Here is an 18,647-nt window from a genome sequence, read left to right on the forward strand (position 1 = left end):
CGCGAGAGATCGCGGACGGCTCTGAGGTCGCTGCCTGGTTGCGCGCAGCGCGATGAGACCTACGGCTGCAGGCGGTTCGGGCCGCGGAACAGGTACGTGACCTCGCGCAGCGTCGTCTGGTGCAGCATCAGCATCAGAATGCGCGCGAAGCCCATGCCGAACCCGCCGTGGGGCGGTGCTCCGTAGCGGAAGAAGTCGAGGTAGAAGCCGAGCTCGTCGACCTCCATGCCCTTCTGCTTCGCCTGCTCCTCGAGCACGTCCACACGGTGCTCGCGCTGGGCGCCCGTCGAGATCTCGACGCCGTTCCAGATGAGGTCGTAGCTCTTCGTGAGCGACTCGTCGCCCTCGTGGCGCATGTGGTAGAACGGGCGGATCGATGCCGGGTAGTCCGTGAGGAACACGAACTCGTGCCCGAACGTCTCCTGCACGTGCGCCGCGATCTGACGCTCACCCTCGGGGTCGAGGTCGAGGTCGTTGCGCTCCAGCTTGTGGCCACGCGCCTCGACGATCTCGCGAGCCTCGAGCAGCGGGATGCGCGGGAACGGCAGCGACGGAACGACGATGTCGACGTCGAAGAGCGCCTTGATCTCCTCGCCGTGCGCATCCTTGACCGCCTGCAGGCCAGCAACCATGAGCTGCTCCTGCATCTGCATGACATCCTCGTGCGACTCGATCCAGCTCACCTCGGCGTCGATGCCGGTGAACTCGGTCGCGTGGCGCGACGTGAACGACGGGTCGGCCCGGAACACGGGCCCGATCTCGAAGATCTTCCCGAGGCCCGAGCTCATCGCCATCTGCTTGAAGAACTGAGGGCTCTGCGCGAGGTACGCGCTCGTCTCGAAGTAGTCGACCTTGAAGAGCTCCGCCTTCGACTCGGACGCCGACGCCATGAGTTTCGGCGTGAAGAGCTCGACGTAGCCGTTCTCCACCCAGTACGTGCGGAACGCGTGCGCGAACGTCGTCTGGATGCGGAAGATGAGGGCGTTGCGCGGGATGCGCAGGTCGAGGAAGCGCCAGTCGAGGCGCTTGTCGATCGACGTGTCCTCGGCGATGGGCGTCTCGGGGAGCGCGGCGGTCTCGACGACGATCTCGTCGACCTTGACCTCGAGCCCGCCGAGCTTCACGCGCTCGTCGGCCTTCTTCTGGCCGCGCACGGAGATGAAGCTGCCCTGCGCGAGCGCGGAGATCGTGTCGGAGATCGCCTCACGGCCCTCGGCACGCGGGTTCACGAGCTGCACGGCGCCGCTCTCGTCACGGAGGACGACGAACTGCACCTTCTTCTGGTCTCGAACCGTATCGACCCACCCCTGCACAAGCACGGGGCCGTCTTCGAGCGTGGAAAGGGAGGAGATGAGGGCGCGATCAGTCACCGGTCAAGGGTACCCGAGGCGCACGTGCGTGCGAGCGGGAAGAGAACAAGGCACGGCTTGGGTCGCGGATGCGCATCCTGTGCCTGAGTGTCGGCGGCGGTTCGTAGACTGGATTGCATGGCGGCACAGCGAATCCACCTCGTCCGCCACGGCGAGGTCGAAAACCCCAATGGGCTCCTCTACGGGCGGCTCCCAGGCTTCGGGCTCTCGGAGCTCGGCGCCCGCATGGCGCGCGTGACCGCAGAAGACCTGCACGCCCGTGCCGTACCGGCGACCCGACTCGTCGTCTCTCCGCTGCAGAGGACCCGCGAGTCTGCGGCGCCCATCGCCGAGCTGTTCGGGCTCGAACCGGTCATCGACGAGCGGGTCATCGAACCCACGAACGCGTTCGAGGGCAGGCGCATGACGGGCAAGTACGGCGCGCTGCGTCGCCCAGGATCGTGGCCGAAGCTCGTCAACCCGCTGCGTCCCAGCTGGGGGGAGGCGTACAAGTCCATCGTCGCCCGCATGCGCGAGGCGGTGCTCGACGGCGCAGAGCTCGCTGACGGCGGCGATGTTATCGTGGTCTCTCACCAGCTGCCGATCTGGATGGTGCACCGAGCGCTCTCGAAAGAGCCGCTCCCGCACAACCCGAAGCACCGGCGGTGCTCGCTCTCGAGCATCACGACGCTGGAGTACCACCCCGCAACCGGCTTCGTGGAAGCCGACTACCGCGAACCGGCGGCGCAGGAACTCAGCGCCGCCACCGATGAGGGAGCCGTGTGACCATCCGCTCAGAGAGCGTGAAGATGTCGCGCTCTGCCCGACCCCTCCGCGTCGCGTTCGCCTCGTTGGGTGTTGCGGCGATGCTCCTGCTGGCCGCGTGCGCCCCGAGCGAAGATCTCGCCGATCAGGCACGCGACGCTGGAGCAGGCACCGTGGCGAGCGACGGCAGCTACGAGATCTTCCCAGCGGAAGAGCGCCAGGCGCCGATCGAATTCGGTGGCATCACCGAGTTCGGCGACGAGCTGTCGAGCGAGGACCTCGCAGGGTCGGTCACCGTTGTGAACTTCTGGTACGCGGCGTGCCCACCGTGCCGCCTCGAAGCGCCCGATCTGCAGGCGCTGTGGGAAGAGCACGAAGGCGACGGCGTCGAGTTCGTCGGCGTGAACATCTACGACCAGGCCGCGACGGCCAAGGCGTTCGCCGAGACGCAGGGCATCACCTACCCGTCGATCCTCGACGTCGACGACGCCAGCGTCCGCCTCGCCTTCGCGGACAACGTGCCACCTCAGGCCATTCCGTCGACGCTCGTGCTCGACGCCGAGGGCCGCGTGGCGTCGGTCATCCGAGGCCCCATCGACCCGTCGATCCTCGGCTCGATGATCACCGACACCCTCGCCGAGAGCAGCAAGTGACCACTGCCCTCTTCGCTGCATCCGCACTGACCGCCATCGCACCCGGCAACGCGGTCGGCGAGACCATCGTGAGCGGGCAGCTGCTCCTCGCGATCCCCCTCGCCCTCCTCGCGGGCCTCATCTCCTTCGCGTCTCCGTGCGTGCTCCCGGTCGTCCCCGGGTACCTCGGGCTCGTCGGGGCTGTCGCTCAGGATGCGCCAGCCAAGACCACCTCGCGCACCCCGATCGGAGCAGTGGCCGCAGGGGGCACCGGAGGAGGCGCGGCTTCTGCTGCAGCAGCGGTGGGCGGTGGCTCGAGCACAGGCTCCACCGCAGCGTCGACCGCGCCCGCGAAGCCCTCCCTCGTCACCCGCCTCACCACCGGTCGAGGCCGGGTCGCGTTCGGCGCGACACTCTTCGTGCTCGGGTTCTCCGTCATCTACGTGCTCTCCGGCGCAGCGTTCGGGCAGATCGGCATCTGGCTGATCCAGTACCAGGGCGCAGTCATGCGGGTGCTCGGCGCGATCGTCATCCTCATGGGTGTCGTCTTCATCGGCCAGGTGTCGTTCATGCAGCGCACCGCGCGCCTGAAGTTCGCCCCATCCGGGTTGCTGGGTGCACCGCTGCTCGGCGTGGTCTTCGGCATCGGGTGGACCCCGTGCCTCGGCCCGACGCTCGCCGCGATCATGGCCCTCGGGGCGCAGACGGCCTCCCCGTCCAGGGGCGCTCTGCTCGCGTTCTTCTACTGCGTCGGGCTCGGCCTGCCGTTCATCCTCATCGCACTCGGGCTCGGCCGCGTGACCACGGGAGTCAACTGGCTCCGCAAGCACATCCGAACCATCAACCTGATTGGCGGAGGCCTCCTCATCGTCCTTGGATTCCTGATGCTCATCGGCGTCTGGCAGCAGATCATGTTCGCGTTCGCCGCGATGCTCCCCGGTTATGTCGCGCCCCTCTGATCATTTCGACGCGGGCAAGGACGGCTTCGAAGCCCGCGATCGGCAGCCGAAGAAGACCGCATCCGGAGCCGCGGGCGCGACGACGTCCAACAGGCCTGGCGGCGTCAAGAAGCCCGGCCGTGCGTCCGCCCTCGTCGCTTGGCTGCGCACCGCCTGGCGTCAGCTCACGAGCATGCGCACCGCGCTCCTGCTGCTTCTGCTCCTCGCGATCGCGGCCGTGCCTGGCTCGCTCGTGCCGCAGCGCTCGAGCGACCCGAACGGCGTCATCGTCTACCAGGACACGTACCCCGAGATCGCTCCGTTCCTCGACGACATCGGCATGTTCGACGTCTACAGCTCGCCGTGGTTCACCGCCATCTACCTGCTGCTGTTCGTCTCGCTCATCGGCTGCATCATCCCGCGCATCAAGCACCACTGGGACGCGCTGCGCTCGAAACCCCCGAAGACCCCGGCGCGCCTCTCGCGGCTCGACGCCTACTCGACGCAGGTGCTCGACGCCTCTCTCGACCCGAAGCGCGGTGCCGTCATCGACGAAGCCGCCAAGGTGCTGCGCGACAAGAGGTACCGCACGGTCATCTTCGACGACGGCAGGCGCGGGGTCTCGGTCTCCGCGGAGCGCGGGTACATGCGTGAGACCGGCAACCTGGTGTTCCACTCCGCCATGGTCGGCATCATCGTCGCGGTCGGCATCGGCGGCGGCTACACCTGGTCAGGGCAGCGGGTGCTCGTCGAAGGCCAGACCTTCGTGAACGGGCTCGTCAGCTACTCGTCGTTCAACCCTGGCCGCTTCTTCACCCCGGACGCGCTCGCGCCGTTCTCCATGCGCCTCGACTCCTTCGACATCACGTACGAGGAAGAGAACCAGAACGCCATCGGGCAGGCCACCGACTACGCGGCGAACGTGACCGTCAACACGCCGGGCGGCGAAGCCAGGAACGAGACCGTCCGCGTCAACGACCCCCTTCGCTTCGCGGGCACCGACAGCTACCTCCTCGGCAACGGGTACGCCCCGGAGATCACCGTGCGAGACCCAGACGGCAACGCCGTGTTCTCCGACTTCGTGCCGTTCCTTCCGCAGGACTCCTTCCTCACCTCCATGGGCGTCGTGAAGGTTCCGGATGGACTCGACGAGCAGATCGGCATGCTCGGCTTCTTCTACCCGTCGGCGGTGGAGCTCGAGTCGGGTGCCCTCACCTCCAACCACCCCGACCTTCGCGACCCGATGCTGACGCTCAACGTCTACTCGGGCGACCTCGGCCTCGACGAAGGGGTGCCGAGGTCCGTCTACACGCTCGACACCGACACGCTCACACCGATCGCCGCCCGTGATCTCGACATCAAGCCCATCGAGCTGCGCCCCGGGGAGACGGCCGAGCTCCCGAACGGACTCGGCACCATCGAACTCGGCGAGGTTCCCCGCTACGCCTCGTTCGACGTGCACGACGACCCGACGCAGATCCCGGTCCTCATCTTCGCGGTGCTCATCATCGGCGGGCTCTTCACGTCACTGCTCGTGCCACGGCGCCGCCTGTGGGTGAAGGCCACCACGCGCGCCGACGGCACCGTGCTCGTCGAGTACGCGGGCCTCGCCCGCGGCGACGACCCGCAGCTGGCAGCGGCCGTCAACGATCTCCTCGACCTGCACACGAGAAAAATCGTAGGCTTAGCCGAACCCGCGTCGCCGGCCCGCGACTCGTCGGGCTCTCAACGAACCGAGCCCACCCAAAGCTCAGAACCCGGCGCCGGTAACCAAGGCGCGGCGCTCGCCTCTTCTCCCACTCAGGAAGCTCCATGATCGAAACGCTGTCCAGCTGGTCGAACCTGCTCCTCTACATCGCCATGGCGGTCTACGCGGTCGCGTTCATCGCGTTCTCCCTCGATCTGGCGGGACGCAGCGCGCGGGCCGCTGAACGCACCGAGCGGCAGTCCGCCGTCGGAGCGACCGCCGCGCGTCGCAACGCACTCGTCGGCGCGGCCGCCGGTTCGGCGGGCGCGAGCACGTACGACACAGCAGCGCGCGAGCGAGAGATGGCGGAACCGGCCAGCTACACGACGGAGGACCCCTCGAGCTCCGTCTCGCTCGCATCCACTCGCACCGAATCGGGTGATGCCTGGCGCGACACAAGGGCGACCCCGTCGCTTCGGATCGCCATGTGGCTCACGGTCGCGGCCTTCCTCGTGCACCTCGCGGCCACGGTCCTTCGCGGCATCGCCGCCGACCGTGTGCCCTGGTCGAACATGTTCGAGTACTCGATGACCTCGACGCTGCTCATCGTGCTCGTCTTCCTGCTCGCCCGCTTCTGGGCGGACGTGCGCTTCCTCGGCACCTTCATCACGGGCTTCACCGTTATCACGCTCGGCATCGCCACGCTCGGCTTCTACGTCGACGTCGTGCCGCTCGCACCCGCACTCCAGTCCGTGTGGCTCGTCATCCACGTGTTCGTCGCCTCCCTCGCGACCGGGTGCCTCGCCATCGGTGCCGGCCTGAGCGTTGCGCAGCTCTTGCAGACGCGTCGCGTCGCCCGCGTGCGCGCCGGTCTCCCGTCGCGGCTCAAGCTCCTCTCGGCGCTGCCGGATGCGGTGCGCCTCGAGAACCTCGCCTACCGCATCAACATCGTCGGCTTCATCCTCTGGACCTTCACCCTCATGGCTGGTGCGGTCTGGGCGGAACGCGCCTGGGGTCGCTACTGGGGCTGGGACACCAAAGAGGTGTGGACCTTCATCATCTGGGTGGTCTACGCCGGCTACATCCACGCCCGCGCGACGCGCGGCTGGCGCGGTTCACCCTCGGCGTGGCTAGCCATCGCCGGGTTCGCCACGGTCATGTTCAACTTCGGTGTCGTCAACGTCTTCTTCAAGGGGCTGCACGCCTACTCGGGCCTGTAGGCCCGCGAGCCCTCAGGCCGACCTCCGGCCGAGGCCAGGCCGAAGCGGCGAGCAGCGCGTGGCAGCGACTGATGCGGGCGCGCCACCAGTCCTGACGCGGGGCCGGGGACGCGAGGCGGTCGAGCGCGGCTTCGTCGATCGTCACCGGGGCAAGCGGGATGCGCCCGGCGCGTGGGCGGAGGGGTTCCGCCACGACGTCGTCCGCAAGGAGCGAGGCCGTGCCGAGACCGGCATCGTGCCTCGGCTCGGGGAGGGCCGCGACGAGCTGTGCGCCCATCGCGATGCCGACGGACGAGTCGAGGGCACTCGACACCGTGGCCGGGAGCCCCGTCGCGCGCACGATCTCGGCAGCCCGGCGAACGCCTCCCAGGGGCTGCATCTTCACGACGATGACGTCCGCCGCACCGAGACGCGCGACCTCGAGCGGGTCCTCGGCCTTGCGGATGGACTCGTCGGCGGCGATCGGCACGGCGATTCCCTCGCCAGCGAGGCGCCCCCGAAGCTCCACGAGCTCCAGGGCGGTCGAGCAGGGCTGCTCCGCGTATTCGAGGTCGAAGCGCGAGAGCGAGCGGAGCGCTCGGACCGCCTCGTCGACCGACCAGCCGCCGTTCGCGTCGATGCGCAGCCGTGCGTCGGCGCCCAGTCGCTGGCGCACCCCTCGCACCCTCGCGACGTCGTCGGCGAGCACCTGTCCGCGCTCCGCGACTTTGATCTTCGCCGTGCGGCAGCCGTCGAAGCGCGCGAGCACGCTGTCGAGCTTCGACGTCTCGACGGCAGGCACGGTCGCGTTGACCCACACCTCCCCGTCAGAGCACCGAGGCAAGGAAGCGTCGAAGCCGAACTCGAGGGCCGCGCGCAGCCAGTTCGCGGCCTCCGCGTCTTCGTACTCGAGGAACGGCGAGAACTCGCTCCAGGCTTGGGTGCCACGGATGATCGCGGCCTCCCGCGCATCCACGCCCCGGAAACGCGTCACCAGGGGGAGCGTCACGATGTGCGTGCGAGCGAGGAGCTCGTCCAGGTCGGGCAGCTGCATGGGCTCATTCTCTCGCGCTTCTCGACGGCTGGCGCGGCGGTCACTGGTCCGAGCCGCAGCTGCTGGCTCGTGCCGCTGTCGCGCCGGACGGGAACAAGCTGCCGAGCTGGGTGCGATCCGTCCGGATCGCGCTAGGCTGAGGCATCGATCCGTCACACCGGACGCGAAACCCTTATGTCTACGAATCTCTCCAGCCCCGCACCTCGCTTCAGCCCGCCGCCGGCTGACGAGGACTTCGACGACGGCCTCCTCGGCCCGGCGCCGGTGGCACGACAGCCCGCGCGCTCTGTGTCGGTCGTCGGCAAGCCTGGATACGACAAGCCCCAGCACCGGCATGGCACGCTCGTCCAGCGCACCTGGTACGAGATCGCGTTCAACCCGCGCCGTTGGTCGGCAGGGCACTGGGCGCTGCTCGGTGTGCTCATCACTGTGCTGGCGGACGTGTTCGTGTTCTTCTACGCGTCGAACCTGTTCGGCATCGACCGCAAGTTCGAGATCGAGATGTGGCTGCTCACGGCGGGAATCGCCGGATTCCTGACGATCGCTCTGGCGCTCTGGGGCATCATCTTCAACAGCGCGAGGGGGGCTGCGATCTTCGCGCTCATCCTCGGCTTGCCGTTCGGTGCGCCGCCCGCGTGGCTGGTCGGCAACACGCTGGTCCAGCTCATCGCAAACGGCGGCACGCTGCCCGTTGCGCCGCCTCTCTGGTAGTTCCTGACGGAGCCGGGCCCTGTTCGGCCGACAGCCGTCTGGTCACGGCCGCGAGTCGGTTAGCGTTGGGGCATGACTGCCTTCGTCTCCGAACTCTTCGACGCCGAGCGCTGGCGCACCGTCCCGGGCTTCGAGGAGCTCACCGACCTCACGTATCACCTGGATGTCACGGGGCGCATCGCCCGTGTCGCCTTCAACCGGCCTGAGGTCCGCAACGCGTTCAGGCCGCAGACGGTCGACGAGCTGGCGCGGGCGCTCGATGACGCGCGCATGAACCCACGCGTCGGCGTGGTGCTGCTGACCGGCAACGGGCCGAGCCCGAAGGACGGCGGCTGGGCGTTCTGCTCGGGTGGCGACCAGCGCATCCGCGGTCGCGACGGGTACAAGTACGCCGACGGTGAGACGCGCGACACGATCGACGTGGCCCGCAACGGGCGCCTGCACATCCTCGAGGTGCAGCGCCTCATCCGCTTCATGCCGAAGGTTGTCATCGCGGTCGTCCCGGGGTGGGCGGCCGGCGGCGGGCACTCCCTGCATGTGGTGTGCGACCTGTCGATCGCGTCGCGCGAGCACGCGAAGTTCAAGCAGACGGATGCGGACGTCGGGTCGTTCGACGCCGGTTACGGCTCCGCGTACTTCGCGAAGCAGGTCGGGCAGAAGTTCGCGCGCGAGGTGTTCTTCCTCGCGGAGGAGTACTCGGCGGATCGGGCCATGGAGATGGGCACCGTGAACCGGGTGGTGCCGCACGCGGAGCTCGAGGTCGAGGCTGTGCGCATGGCGGAGACGATCCTGACGAAGTCGCCGACGGCGATCCGCATGCTGAAGTTCGCGTTCAACGCGGTCGATGACGGCCTCGTGGGCCAGCAGGTGTTCGCCGGCGAGGCGACTCGCCTCGCCTACGGAACCGATGAGGCCGTCGAGGGTCGCGACTCGTTCCTCGAGAAGCGCGAGCCTGACTGGTCGCCGTTCCCGTGGCAGTTCTAGCGCCCGCCGGCCGGCGCGGTTCGGCGGTGGGGTCCTCGCGATGACGGCCGCACCATCGGGCGGCGCAGGCCTGCGGCGGCTTGTTCGGGTGGATGCGCGCGACCCGGCCGCCGTCACCGCGGCGCTCGAGCGGGCCCTGGATGGCGGGGGTCCGGCCGTCCTGCCGACGGCAGGCCCGTCGCAGTCCTCACGCGCCTCGGCAGCGACGCCCAGGCTGGACGCCGACCGTCCCGATCACGATGTCCTCCAGCCTGTCCCGGGCGACGTGGTGCTCGTCATCGAGACGAGCGGCTCGACGGCCGAGCCGAAACGGGTCATGCTCGCGGAGAGCGCACTGCACGCGTCCGCGGTGGCCACGTACGCCAGGTTCGATGAGCTCTTCGGTGCCCCCGATCAGCCAGCCGATCCCACGCGACAGTGGCTGCTGACGCTGCCGGCCTCCTACGTCGCGGGCGCCCAGGTGCTCATGCGGTCGATCATCGCTGGAACCGAGCCTGTTGTGCTGGGCGATGAGCACTTCACCGCCGAGGGCTTCGCGCGCGCGGCGGGTGAGCTGACCGCCGAGCGGCGCTACGTGTCTCTCGTCCCGGCACAGCTCGTGCGGCTGCTCGACGCCGCCGAAGCCGAGCTGGGCGCTGGTCCGATCGCGGGCGCCGTCGCGCGCTTCGACGCGATCCTCGTCGGCGGGCAGGCGCTGCCACCAGCCCTCCGGTCGCGGGCGGAGGAGCTCGGTTGGAACCTCGCGACGAGCTACGGCTCGAGCGAGACGAGCGGCGGCAGCCTCTACAACGGGGAGCCGCTCGACGGAGTCAAGGTGCGCATCCGCGACGGCGAGGTGCAGTTGGCGGGCCCCGTGCTCTGCGCCGGCTACCTCGGTGACCCGCGCCGGACCGCGGAGGCGTTCGTCGAGGACGACGGGGTGCGCTGGTACCGCACGAGCGACGGCGGCCGCTTCGAGATCGACGAGGCCACGGGCCGCGAACGACTCGTGGTGACGGGTCGACTCGACAACGTCATCGTCTCCGGGGGCGAGAAGGTGCTGCTCGACCGGGTCGAGGGCATCGTGCGTCGCCTGCCCGGCCTGGAGGGGGCCGTTGTCGTCGCCGCGCCGTCCGAGCAGTGGGGGCAGGTGCCCGCGCTGGTGGTGGAGACGTCCGCGTGGGCGCCCGACACGTCCCAGCGTGGCGTCGTGGCGACGTTGCTGGATGCGCGTGAGCTCGCAGCCGACGAGCGTTGGCGCTCCATCCGCGAGGCGACGGCGGGCGCCGGCCGTGCGGCTCGTCCGGCGCTCCTTGTGGTCGCGCGCAGCATCCCGCTCCTGCCCAGTGGGAAGCCGGACCGTCGATCGCTGGAGGACCTGGTCGCGCGGCTCGCCCACGGAGGCGCCGACGAGGCCTGAGCCTGTCGCCGATGCTGGCCGTGGGCGGCTGCACCATGGGCTGCACCATGCTGGTGTTGCACAGCGGCCGGATGATGAACCTGAGGGGGATCGATCCGCCCAGGTCGCGGCGAACGACGGCCTTGCGCTCGGCGGAGTCAGGCCTCGGGGGCGTGCTTGTGTGTGCGGTTGGCGGCGGCCGATCGTCGTCGGACGAGGATTGCCGTGCCGATTCCGGCTCCGAGCAGGACCAGCACGCCGACGATGACCAGTGGCGCGGCCGGCGCGGCCGGTGCCGGGGCCGTCGGCTGGGCGGTGGCGGTCGCACTGGCCGCGGGAGTCGGCGCGGTCGCCTCTGGCGTGCCCGGCTCGAAGATCGCCTGCAGCTCGGCCCCGACGGCCTCCGCCAGGTAGGCGACGCCGGCCTCGTTGGGGTGGAGGGCGCCGAGCTTGAGGGATGCGCCGGGTGTGGTCGGCGTTCCCTCGCCGGGTTCCAGCGTGATGCCGTTCATGTACGGGTCCGTGGTCCTGCAGGCGGAGTGGGCGGCCGTCGCCTCGAGGGTGGAGATGAAGGTGGCGCCGATGGCCTCGGCCGCCGTCTGTATGGCCGCGTCGAGGCGCACTTCCGTCTCATGCAGGTATGCGGTGTCGACGTCGGTGAACGGGAAGGAGTTCTCCGGGTAGCCCGCCGAGGTGAAGGCTGGGGAGAAGCAGCCGCCGACCGGCGTGTTCGTGGGGTCCGGGGTGATGGCGGGGTACCCGACGACGACGATCTCGGCGTTGGGTGCCTTCTCGGTGATGAGGGCGAACGTCGAAGTCAGAGCAGGGGCGACCAGCGAGTCGATGCGGTCCTTCAAGGTGTCGACTTCGACGCCTCCTCCGCTGACGACGTACTTCGAACGGCAGTTGGGCGTGGTCTGATCGGCGACGAGGGGCCCGAGGGAGCTCGCTGCGATGCACGAGGCGGCGATGTCCGAGAACTGCAGGTCGTTGCCGCCGATTGACAGGGTGACGATCTCGGTCGTGGCGGACAGGCTCGCCGACTGCACTGGTGCGCTCGCCCCAGCCCCGGTGACCTGCTCGACATCGCGGATGTCGGCGGTGACGGCGCCGCTGCACGTGCGGTCGTCGAGGGTCAGGCCGAGCGAGTCGGCGATGCGGTGCGGGAAGTTCGCGAGCGCCTGGAAGCAGCCGGCGGCGGGCTCCTCGCTGAACGGCACGAGCCCGAAGCCGGCCGAGTACGAGTCGCCCAAGGCGATGTACTCACGCCCCTGCGTGCCTCCGTTTACCGTCGGATCGCCGAGGAGCGCCGCGAGGGCCCCGGGGGCCACGAGGAGGGCGATACCTGCGGCCGCGAGGCAGACGGCCGCCGCGCGAACGCGTGATCGGGAAGTCATGGATCTCCTGTGGAGCGGACGTCGTGCGGGGGATGGGAGGTGATGGTCTCATAGTGCCACCGTGACGCTGGCCGGGAACGGGATGGCGAGCTCGCTTCTCGGGGCCGCGAACCGTCGTCCCAGGGATGCGGGCCCCGCGCGGCCCTCTAGAATCGCTCCGTGGCGCAGAAACAGAAGCAGAGACAGCGGAAGCAGCAAGCGAACCCGACGCAGCGGCCCCGGCCGAAAGCCGGCGAGGTGCGCAAGCTGGATGCGCGCGCCTGGATCTCCGGTGCCCGGCTGCGCACGCTGCCGCTCGCCATCGCACCTGTGCTGCTCGGCACGGCTGGCGCGATCGTCGACGGGCCGCTCGGCGAGTACCACTGGGTGCGCGCGCTCGCCTGTCTCGCGGTCGCTCTCTGCCTGCAGATCGGCGTGAACTACGCGAACGACTACTCCGACGGCATCCGCGGTACCGACGCCTATCGCGTCGGCCCCGCCCGTCTGACCGGTTCAGGCCTCGTCGACCCGAAGCGCGTGCGACTCGTCGCGTTCATCTTCTTCGGCCTCGGCGCCCTCGCAGGTCTCTTCCTGGTCGTCACTTCCGGACAGTGGTGGCTGCTGGCCGTCGGCGCGGCCGCGATCCTGGCGGCCTGGTTCTATACGGGGGGCAAGCGTCCGTACGGATACGCGGGGCTCGGCGAGGTGTTCGTCTTCGTGTTCTTCGGCCTCGTCGCGACCGCCGGCACGACGTTCGTGCAGATCGGCAGCGTCTCCACGAACGTGTGGATCATGGCCACCGCGATCGGCCTCTTCGCCTGCGCCGTGCTCATGGTCAACAACATCCGTGACATCGAGCAGGATCGCCTCGCCGGCAAGCGCACGCTCGCCGTGCTCGTCGGCCCCGTCGTCTCGCGCTGGCTCTTCGGCGTCTTCACGCTGGCGCCGTTCGTGCTGGCCATCCTCTTCGCCATCGCGTACCGCAACGCGATCTTCACGTTCTTCGCCCTGCTGCTCGCCGCTCCCGCAGTCCTCATCGCATCGACTGCCCGCAAGCCGAAAGAGCTGATCCTCGCGCTCATGCTGACGAGCCTCGCGACGCTCGCCTACGCGCTGCTGCTCGGCTTCGGCATCGTCTTCAGCGGGTACGTGCGCTAGCTGCTCGGTGAGCGCTGCGGCGAAGAGTCGGGCGTCGGCTCTTCACCGGGGTCGGCCTCGGCAGGCTCGGTCTCGGAGGTGGCCTTGCCTGGTTCGGCCGCTTCGGTCTCAGCGGTGGAGTCCAAGGCCACGTCCTCGTCCTTGTCGTCGGCGGTGCGCGCATCCTTGCGCTCGGTGAGGCGCTGCAGGTCGTCGCCCATCTGCTGGCGTGTGCCGCGCAGGAAGATGACGGAGATGCACGCGCTGATGACGGCACCGATGAGAGCGCCGGCCAGCCAGTTCCACTGCCAGGCGGGCAGGGCCAGCATGACGACGGCGAATGGCACCGCGAACGCGAGCAGTCTGATGACGGAGTAGACGAGCCAGGCGCGCTTCGAGTTCATCCCGCAATTCTACGAGCGACCGGGTGATCCAGGTTCGCCCAGGGCACAGGCACCACCAGGTCGGGTGGAGGCAAGTCGCGTATCCTCGGGGGACCATGTCTCGCCTCCTCATTACTGCCGCAGTCATCGTCGTCGCGGTGACCATCTTCGCCGTGGTCGATTGCGCGATGACGGACGCAAAGCGCACTCGTGCGCTGCCGAAACCCGTCTGGGTCGTCGTCGTCTTGCTGGTCCCCGTGGTCGGCCCGCTCCTGTGGCTGTTCTTCGGCAAGGTCCGCGGCAACGCGACCGCCGTCAAGCCCGTGCAGACGACGCCGGACGACGACGAGACGTTCCTGAAGTCCATCGGCATCGAGTCCGACAGCGAGGAACGCATCCGGAAGCTGGAGGAAGAGCTCAAGGCCCTCGATGACGTGGAGTTCCCGGCCGCCGCGCCGAAGGGCCCCGTGACCGAAGGTGGCGCTGCGACGGCGCTGGAGGATGCGGCAGACGAGCCCGTGAAGGGTGAGCGGGCCTCGAAGGCGGATAAGACCGAGAAGCCCGCCAAGCCGGAGCTCGGCGGCAAGAAGCCGCGCAAGGGTGACGCCGGCGACGCCGGCCATGATGGAGAACCCATCGAGCACAAGGACGACTGGACTCAGGGTGACGGGTCGTCCCGTGCCTGATCGGCACGCCGAATCCGAACCTCCCCACTCGCAGCACCCCGCAGGGGGCGATGCGTCGGCCGCCTCAACGCCGGTGGCCGCTTCGCTGCCCCGCACCGGAAACCCGGCGACGGACTTCAGTCTCGACTTCCTGGCCCAGCTCGTCCAGCGCGGGGTCACTGATCTCGTCGTCTGCCCTGGGTCTCGCTCGCAGGCGCTGTCGCTGGTCGCGGCCGAGCTGGAGCGCGTCGGCGCGGTTCGGCTGCACGTCCGCATCGATGAGCGCTCCGCCGGCTTCTTCGCGCTTGGCCTCGCCGCCGAGACCGGGCGAGCGGTCCCCGTCATCACGACGTCCGGGACAGCGGTCGCCAACCTGCTCCCGGCAATGCTCGAGGCGTTCCATGCCACCGTGCCGCTGGTCGCCGTCACTGCGGACCGCCCGGAGGAGCTCCTCGGAATCGGCGCGAACCAGGCCACGACGCAGCCGGGCATCTTCGGCCCCAACGTCCCGCACGATGCCGTGCAAGCGCCGGTCGGGGCCGCCGATGAGGTATCGCTCGCCGAGCGCCTCGCGATGCGGGCAGCCGCGACGCGTGGGCCGCTGCACCTGAACCTCGCCTTCCGCGACCCGCTGAGCGTTGCCGTTCCTGAACTGGACGCGTGGGCCGCCGGGGCGGCAACCCTCGCCCCCGCCGACCGAGACGCGGCGGACCAGGGTCGGGCTGCACCAGGGCAGGACGAGCCACCCGCATCCGGAGCCGAGACGCTCGACATCGAGGCGGCCGAATGGCCCCGCACGCTCGTCATCGCAGGCGCCGCTGCCGGCCCAGAAGCGGAGAAGGTGGCGCACGACGGTGGCTGGCCGCTCATCGCCGAGGCCACGAGCGGTTCTCGCTACGGCCGCAACCTCGTGCTCGCCTACCGTCAGCTCCTCGGCCCGACCTCCCCGCGCCCAGACCTCCGCGACGCCATCGAGCGGGTCCTGGTCTTCGGCCATCCGACGCTCAGTCGCGAGATTCCCCAGCTCATTGCACGCGATGACGTCCACGCGGTGGTCGTCGGGCCGACCGGCGGCGAGCCGTACAACCCGGGGCACGCGGTCGCGGCGCACGTCGACGCCGTGCGCGTGCATCCGGTGCCGACGGCCGACGCGCATGCCAGAACCGAATCTCGCGCGTGGCTCCGCGAGTGGGTGCTCGCGAGTCGAAAGCTGATGGAGGCGGATGCCGAGCAGACTCCCGCACCCGACATCGAGGCGTCTCGTTCCAGTGACACCGCGGTGCGGGGCCGCTTCGCGAAGCAGGAACTGGCGGTCGCTCGCACCAAGGTCGACCGGCGGATGCTCGCGGAGGCGGTGTGGAGCGCGACGTGGCCGCACGACCGCCTGGTGCTCGGAGCGTCGACGCTCATCCGCTCGCTCGACGCCCAGGTGGCGGGCAAGCCCATCCGGGTCCACGCCAACCGCGGTCTCGCGGGAATCGACGGCACGATCGCGACGACGCTTGGCGTCGCCGTCGGCAGCCAGCTCGGCGGTCCGGTGTCAGCTCAGGGCGGCGTGACGCGGGCGCTGATCGGCGACCTCACGCTGCTGCACGACGCGTCCTCCTTGCTGATCGGGCAGGGGGGCGAGTGGGCCCCACGCGTGCAGCTCATCGTCGGCAACGACGGCGGGGGCACCATCTTCGACGACCTCGAGGTGGCTCGGACCGCAGCCGCCGAGGCGCACACCCGGGTGCTCTACACGCCCACCAGGGTCGACCTCAAGGCGCTGGCGACCGCGTACGGCTGGAGCTACTGCCGAGCGGAGACGCGCGCGGACCTCCAGGGCGCGCTTGTCTCGCGCGAGCACGAGCGCATCATGATCGAGGTTCCCCTGTCTCGAGGCTGAGGCCCGAAGCAGGCGCGCAGCAGGCCGCGCCACCGCGGTTCAGGCGGGCGGAAGATCGCCGTCCATCACGACGGATTGCGTCGCCGCATCCCACGCGAAGGTGGCGACCGCCTCGCCCGTCGGGGCAGCGTTCGGCTCGCCGGGCAGCGGGTAGCGGTAGGTGACAGTGATGAGGGTGTCGGAGAGCTGGCCGATCTCGGGCAAGAAGCCGTAGGCATCGGCCGTCGCCGTGCCGACGTACTCACCGCTGTGGAAGAGCAGGATGTGGTGCGGGGTGGACGCGGTGCCGCCCTCGAGCGTGACGACCACGTACGAGAGGGGCGCGCACGCATCCCAGGTCTCGCGGTCGGGTTCGGCCGCGACCCACGGCAGGTCGGGGAAGTCCGGGTATGCCTCCACCTGAGGCAGTGCGGTCTCGAGGGCCGCGGCCTGTGTCGAGTCCGTGCAGGCGGTCTCCGGCGCGGGTGCTTCGCTCGGCTCGCTCTCGGGGGCGGGTGTCGTCGTCGCGGTCACGGTGACCGTGGCGGCTGGTGTCGTCTCAGCGGTCTGTGGCGTGGCGGTCGCCGCGCACCCGCTGATGCCGAGGGATGCGGCGGCGAGGAACGCGATGGCGGCGGGGATTCGTGCTGATCGTGGGATTCGCATGGTGGAGCCCTCCTCAGTCGACATTCCCGAAGGCTAATGAGCGAGGCTTGACGGATCCAGGGAGTGCTTATGTCAGGACATATGCTGGCCTGGCACGTCCAACGATGATTCCGGAGGAACGATGGCCCCCTCATCCACGAACCCAGAGGCACCCGCGGCTGCGGACGGTGCCATGAACTTCCACACGAGGAAGTGGGTGCGCCCCGAAGACCTCAACGCCAACGGCACGCTCTTCGGCGGCAGCCTGCTGCGCTGGATCGACGAAGAGGCCGCGATCTACGCGATCATCCAGCTCGGCAACTACCGGTGCGTGACGAAGTACATCTCGGAGATCAACTTCGAGGCGTCGGCCGAGCAGGGTGACCTCATCGAGATGGGCCTCGTCGCGACCCACTTCGGACGCACCTCCATGACGATGCGAGCCGTCGTGCGCAACATGATCACGCGCCGCACGATCCTCTCCATCGAGAAGATCGTCTTCGTGAGCCTCGGCGACGAGGGCACCCCCGAGCCGCACGGCTACTCGACCATCACCTACGCCCGCGACCGGATGCCGACGACGCACCCGAAGACCGGCACCATCGCGGTCCCGACGGCGGGCGAGGAGCGACGCTGATCACGCGCAGGAGGGCACCCGGTCTCCCGGTGCCCTCCTCGTGCAGCTGAACCGCTGCGCTACTGGTTGCCGACCTGCTTGTCGGCCGCGTCCCGGGCGCCCTTGATCTGATCGGTGAACTTGTCACCGGTGGCCTTCTGGGCCGCATCCGCGACGCCGTCGAGGATCTTGTCGCTCACGTCCTCCGCCTGCTCGCTCTTCAGCGCTTCGGTGACTCGCGGGTCCTTCAGGAACTCCTGCGCCTTGCCGGTGATGTCTTCGATGCCCATGTGGTTCTCCCTCGCTCGAGCGCCGCTCCCGCTCCGTCGTGGAAGCCGTCGCGGTGCCAAAGCCTAGTGCCAGGCGGTGGCGTTAGCCTGGTCTCATGCCTCACTTCACCACCGAAGACGCCGCAGTGCTGCGCGTTGCCCCCGACTTCGATCTGGGCTCGGTCGACCCCGACTCGACACCTGGTTTCACTGGCAAGAAGGCAGACGCGGCCGCCCTCTTCACCGAGCACGACGAGGAGATCGCCGAGCTGCAGGAGCGCATGTTCGCGAACGCGCGGGCCGGCCGGGCGGCACCTTCCGTGCTCCTCCTCCTGCAGGGGATGGACACGTCAGGCAAAGGTGGAATCGTGCGTCACGTCATCGGCGGGGTCGATCCGCAGGGCGTGCAGATCGCGTCGTTCAAGGCGCCGACGCCTGAAGAGCGTGAGCAGGACTTCCTCGTCCGCATCCGCAAGCAGCTGCCCGCGGCAGGCAAGATCGGCGTGTTCGACCGATCGCACTACGAGGACGTCCTCATCCAGCGCGTGCGCTCATTCGCACCGCCGGAGGAGATCGAGCGGCGCTACGGGGCGATCGTCGATTTCGAGGACGAGCTCGCCGCATCCGGGACGAAGCTCATCAAGGTGATGCTGCACATCTCGAAGGACGAGCAGGGTGCTCGCCTCGCGGAACGGCTCGAGCGTCCGGACAAGCACTGGAAGTACAACCCCGGTGACGTCGATGAGCGCCTCCTCTGGGACCAGTACCAGGATGCCTACGAGATCGCGCTGCGACGCACGTCGACGGAGACGTCCCCGTGGTACTGCGTTCCGGCGAACAGGAAGTGGTTCTCGCGGCTTGTCGTGAAGGGGTTGCTGCTGGATGCGCTGCGCGGCTTCGACCTGCAGTGGCCTGCCGCGGACTTCGACGTCGAGACCGAGAAGCGGCGCCTGGCGGAGAGCGCCTGACACCCGCTCAGACGGCGGGGCTCG

Annotated in this window: 19 protein-coding genes; 13 read left to right on the top strand and 6 right to left on the bottom strand. The window is 69.2% G+C overall.

The window, feature by feature from the left end:
* Positions 1-59: 59 nt before the first annotated feature.
* The gene (gene aspS / locus ABVF28_RS05985; protein ID WP_104310882.1) at positions 60-1,370 is read right to left on the bottom strand and encodes an aspartate--tRNA(Asn) ligase; all 1,311 of its coding nucleotides are present in this window, start codon (positions 1,368-1,370) and stop codon (positions 60-62) included.
* Positions 1,371-1,487: 117 nt separating this feature from the next.
* Here aspS and ABVF28_RS05990 point away from each other — a divergent pair, with 117 nt between their 5' ends.
* Genes ABVF28_RS05990 through ccsB form a run of 5 tightly spaced genes read left to right on the top strand, consistent with a single transcriptional unit; the run spans position 1,488 to position 6,591 of the window.
* Positions 1,488-2,135, top strand: a complete 648-nt coding sequence (locus ABVF28_RS05990; RefSeq protein WP_104310883.1) for a histidine phosphatase family protein — start codon at positions 1,488-1,490, stop codon at positions 2,133-2,135.
* Positions 2,132-2,767: a TlpA disulfide reductase family protein gene (locus ABVF28_RS05995; RefSeq protein ID WP_307852808.1), complete on the top strand. Its 636-nt coding sequence runs from the start codon at positions 2,132-2,134 to the stop codon at positions 2,765-2,767. The genes ABVF28_RS05990 and ABVF28_RS05995 overlap by 4 nt, the downstream gene beginning before the upstream one ends.
* Positions 2,764-3,705 (top strand): cytochrome c biogenesis CcdA family protein, encoded by a 942-nt coding sequence (locus ABVF28_RS06000; protein WP_371029812.1) that lies wholly within the window; start codon positions 2,764-2,766, stop codon positions 3,703-3,705. The genes ABVF28_RS05995 and ABVF28_RS06000 overlap by 4 nt, the downstream gene beginning before the upstream one ends.
* Complete coding sequence (locus tag ABVF28_RS06005; protein WP_371029813.1) at positions 3,689-5,500, top strand: cytochrome c biogenesis protein ResB; 1,812 nt, start codon at positions 3,689-3,691, stop codon at positions 5,498-5,500. Before ABVF28_RS06000 ends, ABVF28_RS06005 begins: the two co-directional genes overlap by 17 nt.
* Positions 5,497-6,591, top strand: coding sequence for a c-type cytochrome biogenesis protein CcsB (gene ccsB / locus ABVF28_RS06010; protein WP_104310885.1), 1,095 nt, complete (start codon positions 5,497-5,499; stop codon positions 6,589-6,591). The genes ABVF28_RS06005 and ccsB overlap by 4 nt, the downstream gene beginning before the upstream one ends.
* Here the strand turns inward: ccsB and ABVF28_RS06015 are convergent.
* Positions 6,560-7,624: an o-succinylbenzoate synthase gene (locus ABVF28_RS06015; RefSeq protein ID WP_371029814.1), complete on the bottom strand. Its 1,065-nt coding sequence runs from the start codon at positions 7,622-7,624 to the stop codon at positions 6,560-6,562. The genes ccsB and ABVF28_RS06015 overlap by 32 nt on opposite strands.
* A 174-nt stretch (positions 7,625-7,798) precedes the next feature.
* Between ABVF28_RS06015 and ABVF28_RS06020 the strand changes: the two genes are divergently transcribed.
* The 3 genes from ABVF28_RS06020 (at position 7,799) to ABVF28_RS06030 (ending at position 10,718) form a co-directional block, all read left to right on the top strand.
* Positions 7,799-8,335 (top strand): hypothetical protein, encoded by a 537-nt coding sequence (locus tag ABVF28_RS06020; protein ID WP_104310887.1) that lies wholly within the window; start codon positions 7,799-7,801, stop codon positions 8,333-8,335.
* Between the two features lie 72 nt (positions 8,336-8,407).
* A complete protein-coding gene (locus ABVF28_RS06025) occupies positions 8,408-9,319 on the top strand; it encodes a 1,4-dihydroxy-2-naphthoyl-CoA synthase (RefSeq protein WP_371029815.1) in 912 nt (303 codons plus the stop codon).
* Between the two features lie 40 nt (positions 9,320-9,359).
* Positions 9,360-10,718, top strand: coding sequence for an AMP-binding protein (locus tag ABVF28_RS06030; RefSeq protein ID WP_371029816.1), 1,359 nt, complete (start codon positions 9,360-9,362; stop codon positions 10,716-10,718).
* A 137-nt stretch (positions 10,719-10,855) separates the two neighbouring features.
* Here ABVF28_RS06030 and ABVF28_RS06035 read toward each other — a convergent pair whose 3' ends face one another.
* The gene (locus ABVF28_RS06035; RefSeq protein ID WP_371029817.1) at positions 10,856-12,094 is read right to left on the bottom strand and encodes an SGNH/GDSL hydrolase family protein; all 1,239 of its coding nucleotides are present in this window, start codon (positions 12,092-12,094) and stop codon (positions 10,856-10,858) included.
* A 159-nt stretch (positions 12,095-12,253) separates the two neighbouring features.
* Between ABVF28_RS06035 and ABVF28_RS06040 the strand changes: the two genes are divergently transcribed.
* Entirely contained in the window at positions 12,254-13,231 is a 978-nt protein-coding gene (locus ABVF28_RS06040) for a 1,4-dihydroxy-2-naphthoate polyprenyltransferase (protein WP_371029818.1), read from the top strand.
* Here ABVF28_RS06040 and ABVF28_RS06045 read toward each other — a convergent pair.
* Entirely contained in the window at positions 13,228-13,614 is a 387-nt protein-coding gene (locus ABVF28_RS06045; RefSeq protein ID WP_371029819.1) for a DUF4229 domain-containing protein, read from the bottom strand. The two genes, ABVF28_RS06040 and ABVF28_RS06045, sit on opposite strands and share 4 nt — an antisense overlap.
* 95 nt (positions 13,615-13,709) lie before the next feature.
* On the opposite strand from ABVF28_RS06045, the gene ABVF28_RS06050 reads away from it, so the two are divergent.
* Together ABVF28_RS06050 and menD are read left to right on the top strand one after the other, a co-directional pair.
* Positions 13,710-14,279, top strand: coding sequence for a PLDc N-terminal domain-containing protein (locus ABVF28_RS06050; protein WP_104310893.1), 570 nt, complete (start codon positions 13,710-13,712; stop codon positions 14,277-14,279).
* Complete coding sequence (gene menD / locus ABVF28_RS06055) at positions 14,272-16,146, top strand: 2-succinyl-5-enolpyruvyl-6-hydroxy-3-cyclohexene-1-carboxylic-acid synthase (RefSeq protein WP_371029820.1); 1,875 nt, start codon at positions 14,272-14,274, stop codon at positions 16,144-16,146. The genes ABVF28_RS06050 and menD overlap by 8 nt, the downstream gene beginning before the upstream one ends.
* A gap of 39 nt (positions 16,147-16,185) precedes the next feature.
* Here the strand turns inward: menD and ABVF28_RS06060 are convergent, their stop codons facing one another.
* A complete protein-coding gene (locus tag ABVF28_RS06060; RefSeq protein ID WP_371029821.1) occupies positions 16,186-16,791 on the bottom strand; it encodes an LppP/LprE family lipoprotein in 606 nt (201 codons plus the stop codon).
* Between the two features lie 121 nt (positions 16,792-16,912).
* Between ABVF28_RS06060 and ABVF28_RS06065 the strand changes: the two genes are divergently transcribed.
* A complete protein-coding gene (locus ABVF28_RS06065; RefSeq protein WP_371029822.1) occupies positions 16,913-17,407 on the top strand; it encodes an acyl-CoA thioesterase in 495 nt (164 codons plus the stop codon).
* Between the two features lie 59 nt (positions 17,408-17,466).
* On the opposite strand, the gene ABVF28_RS06070 is transcribed toward ABVF28_RS06065, so the two are convergent.
* Entirely contained in the window at positions 17,467-17,676 is a 210-nt protein-coding gene (locus ABVF28_RS06070; RefSeq protein WP_104254545.1) for an Rv0909 family putative TA system antitoxin, read from the bottom strand.
* Between the two features lie 95 nt (positions 17,677-17,771).
* On the opposite strand from ABVF28_RS06070, the gene ABVF28_RS06075 reads away from it, so the two are divergent.
* Positions 17,772-18,623, top strand: coding sequence for a PPK2 family polyphosphate kinase (locus ABVF28_RS06075; protein ID WP_371029823.1), 852 nt, complete (start codon positions 17,772-17,774; stop codon positions 18,621-18,623).
* Positions 18,624-18,647: the final 24 nt, after the last annotated feature.

Source organism: Pseudoclavibacter sp. JSM 162008, assembly GCF_041366455.1.
Lineage (GTDB): Bacteria > Actinomycetota > Actinomycetes > Actinomycetales > Microbacteriaceae > Pseudoclavibacter.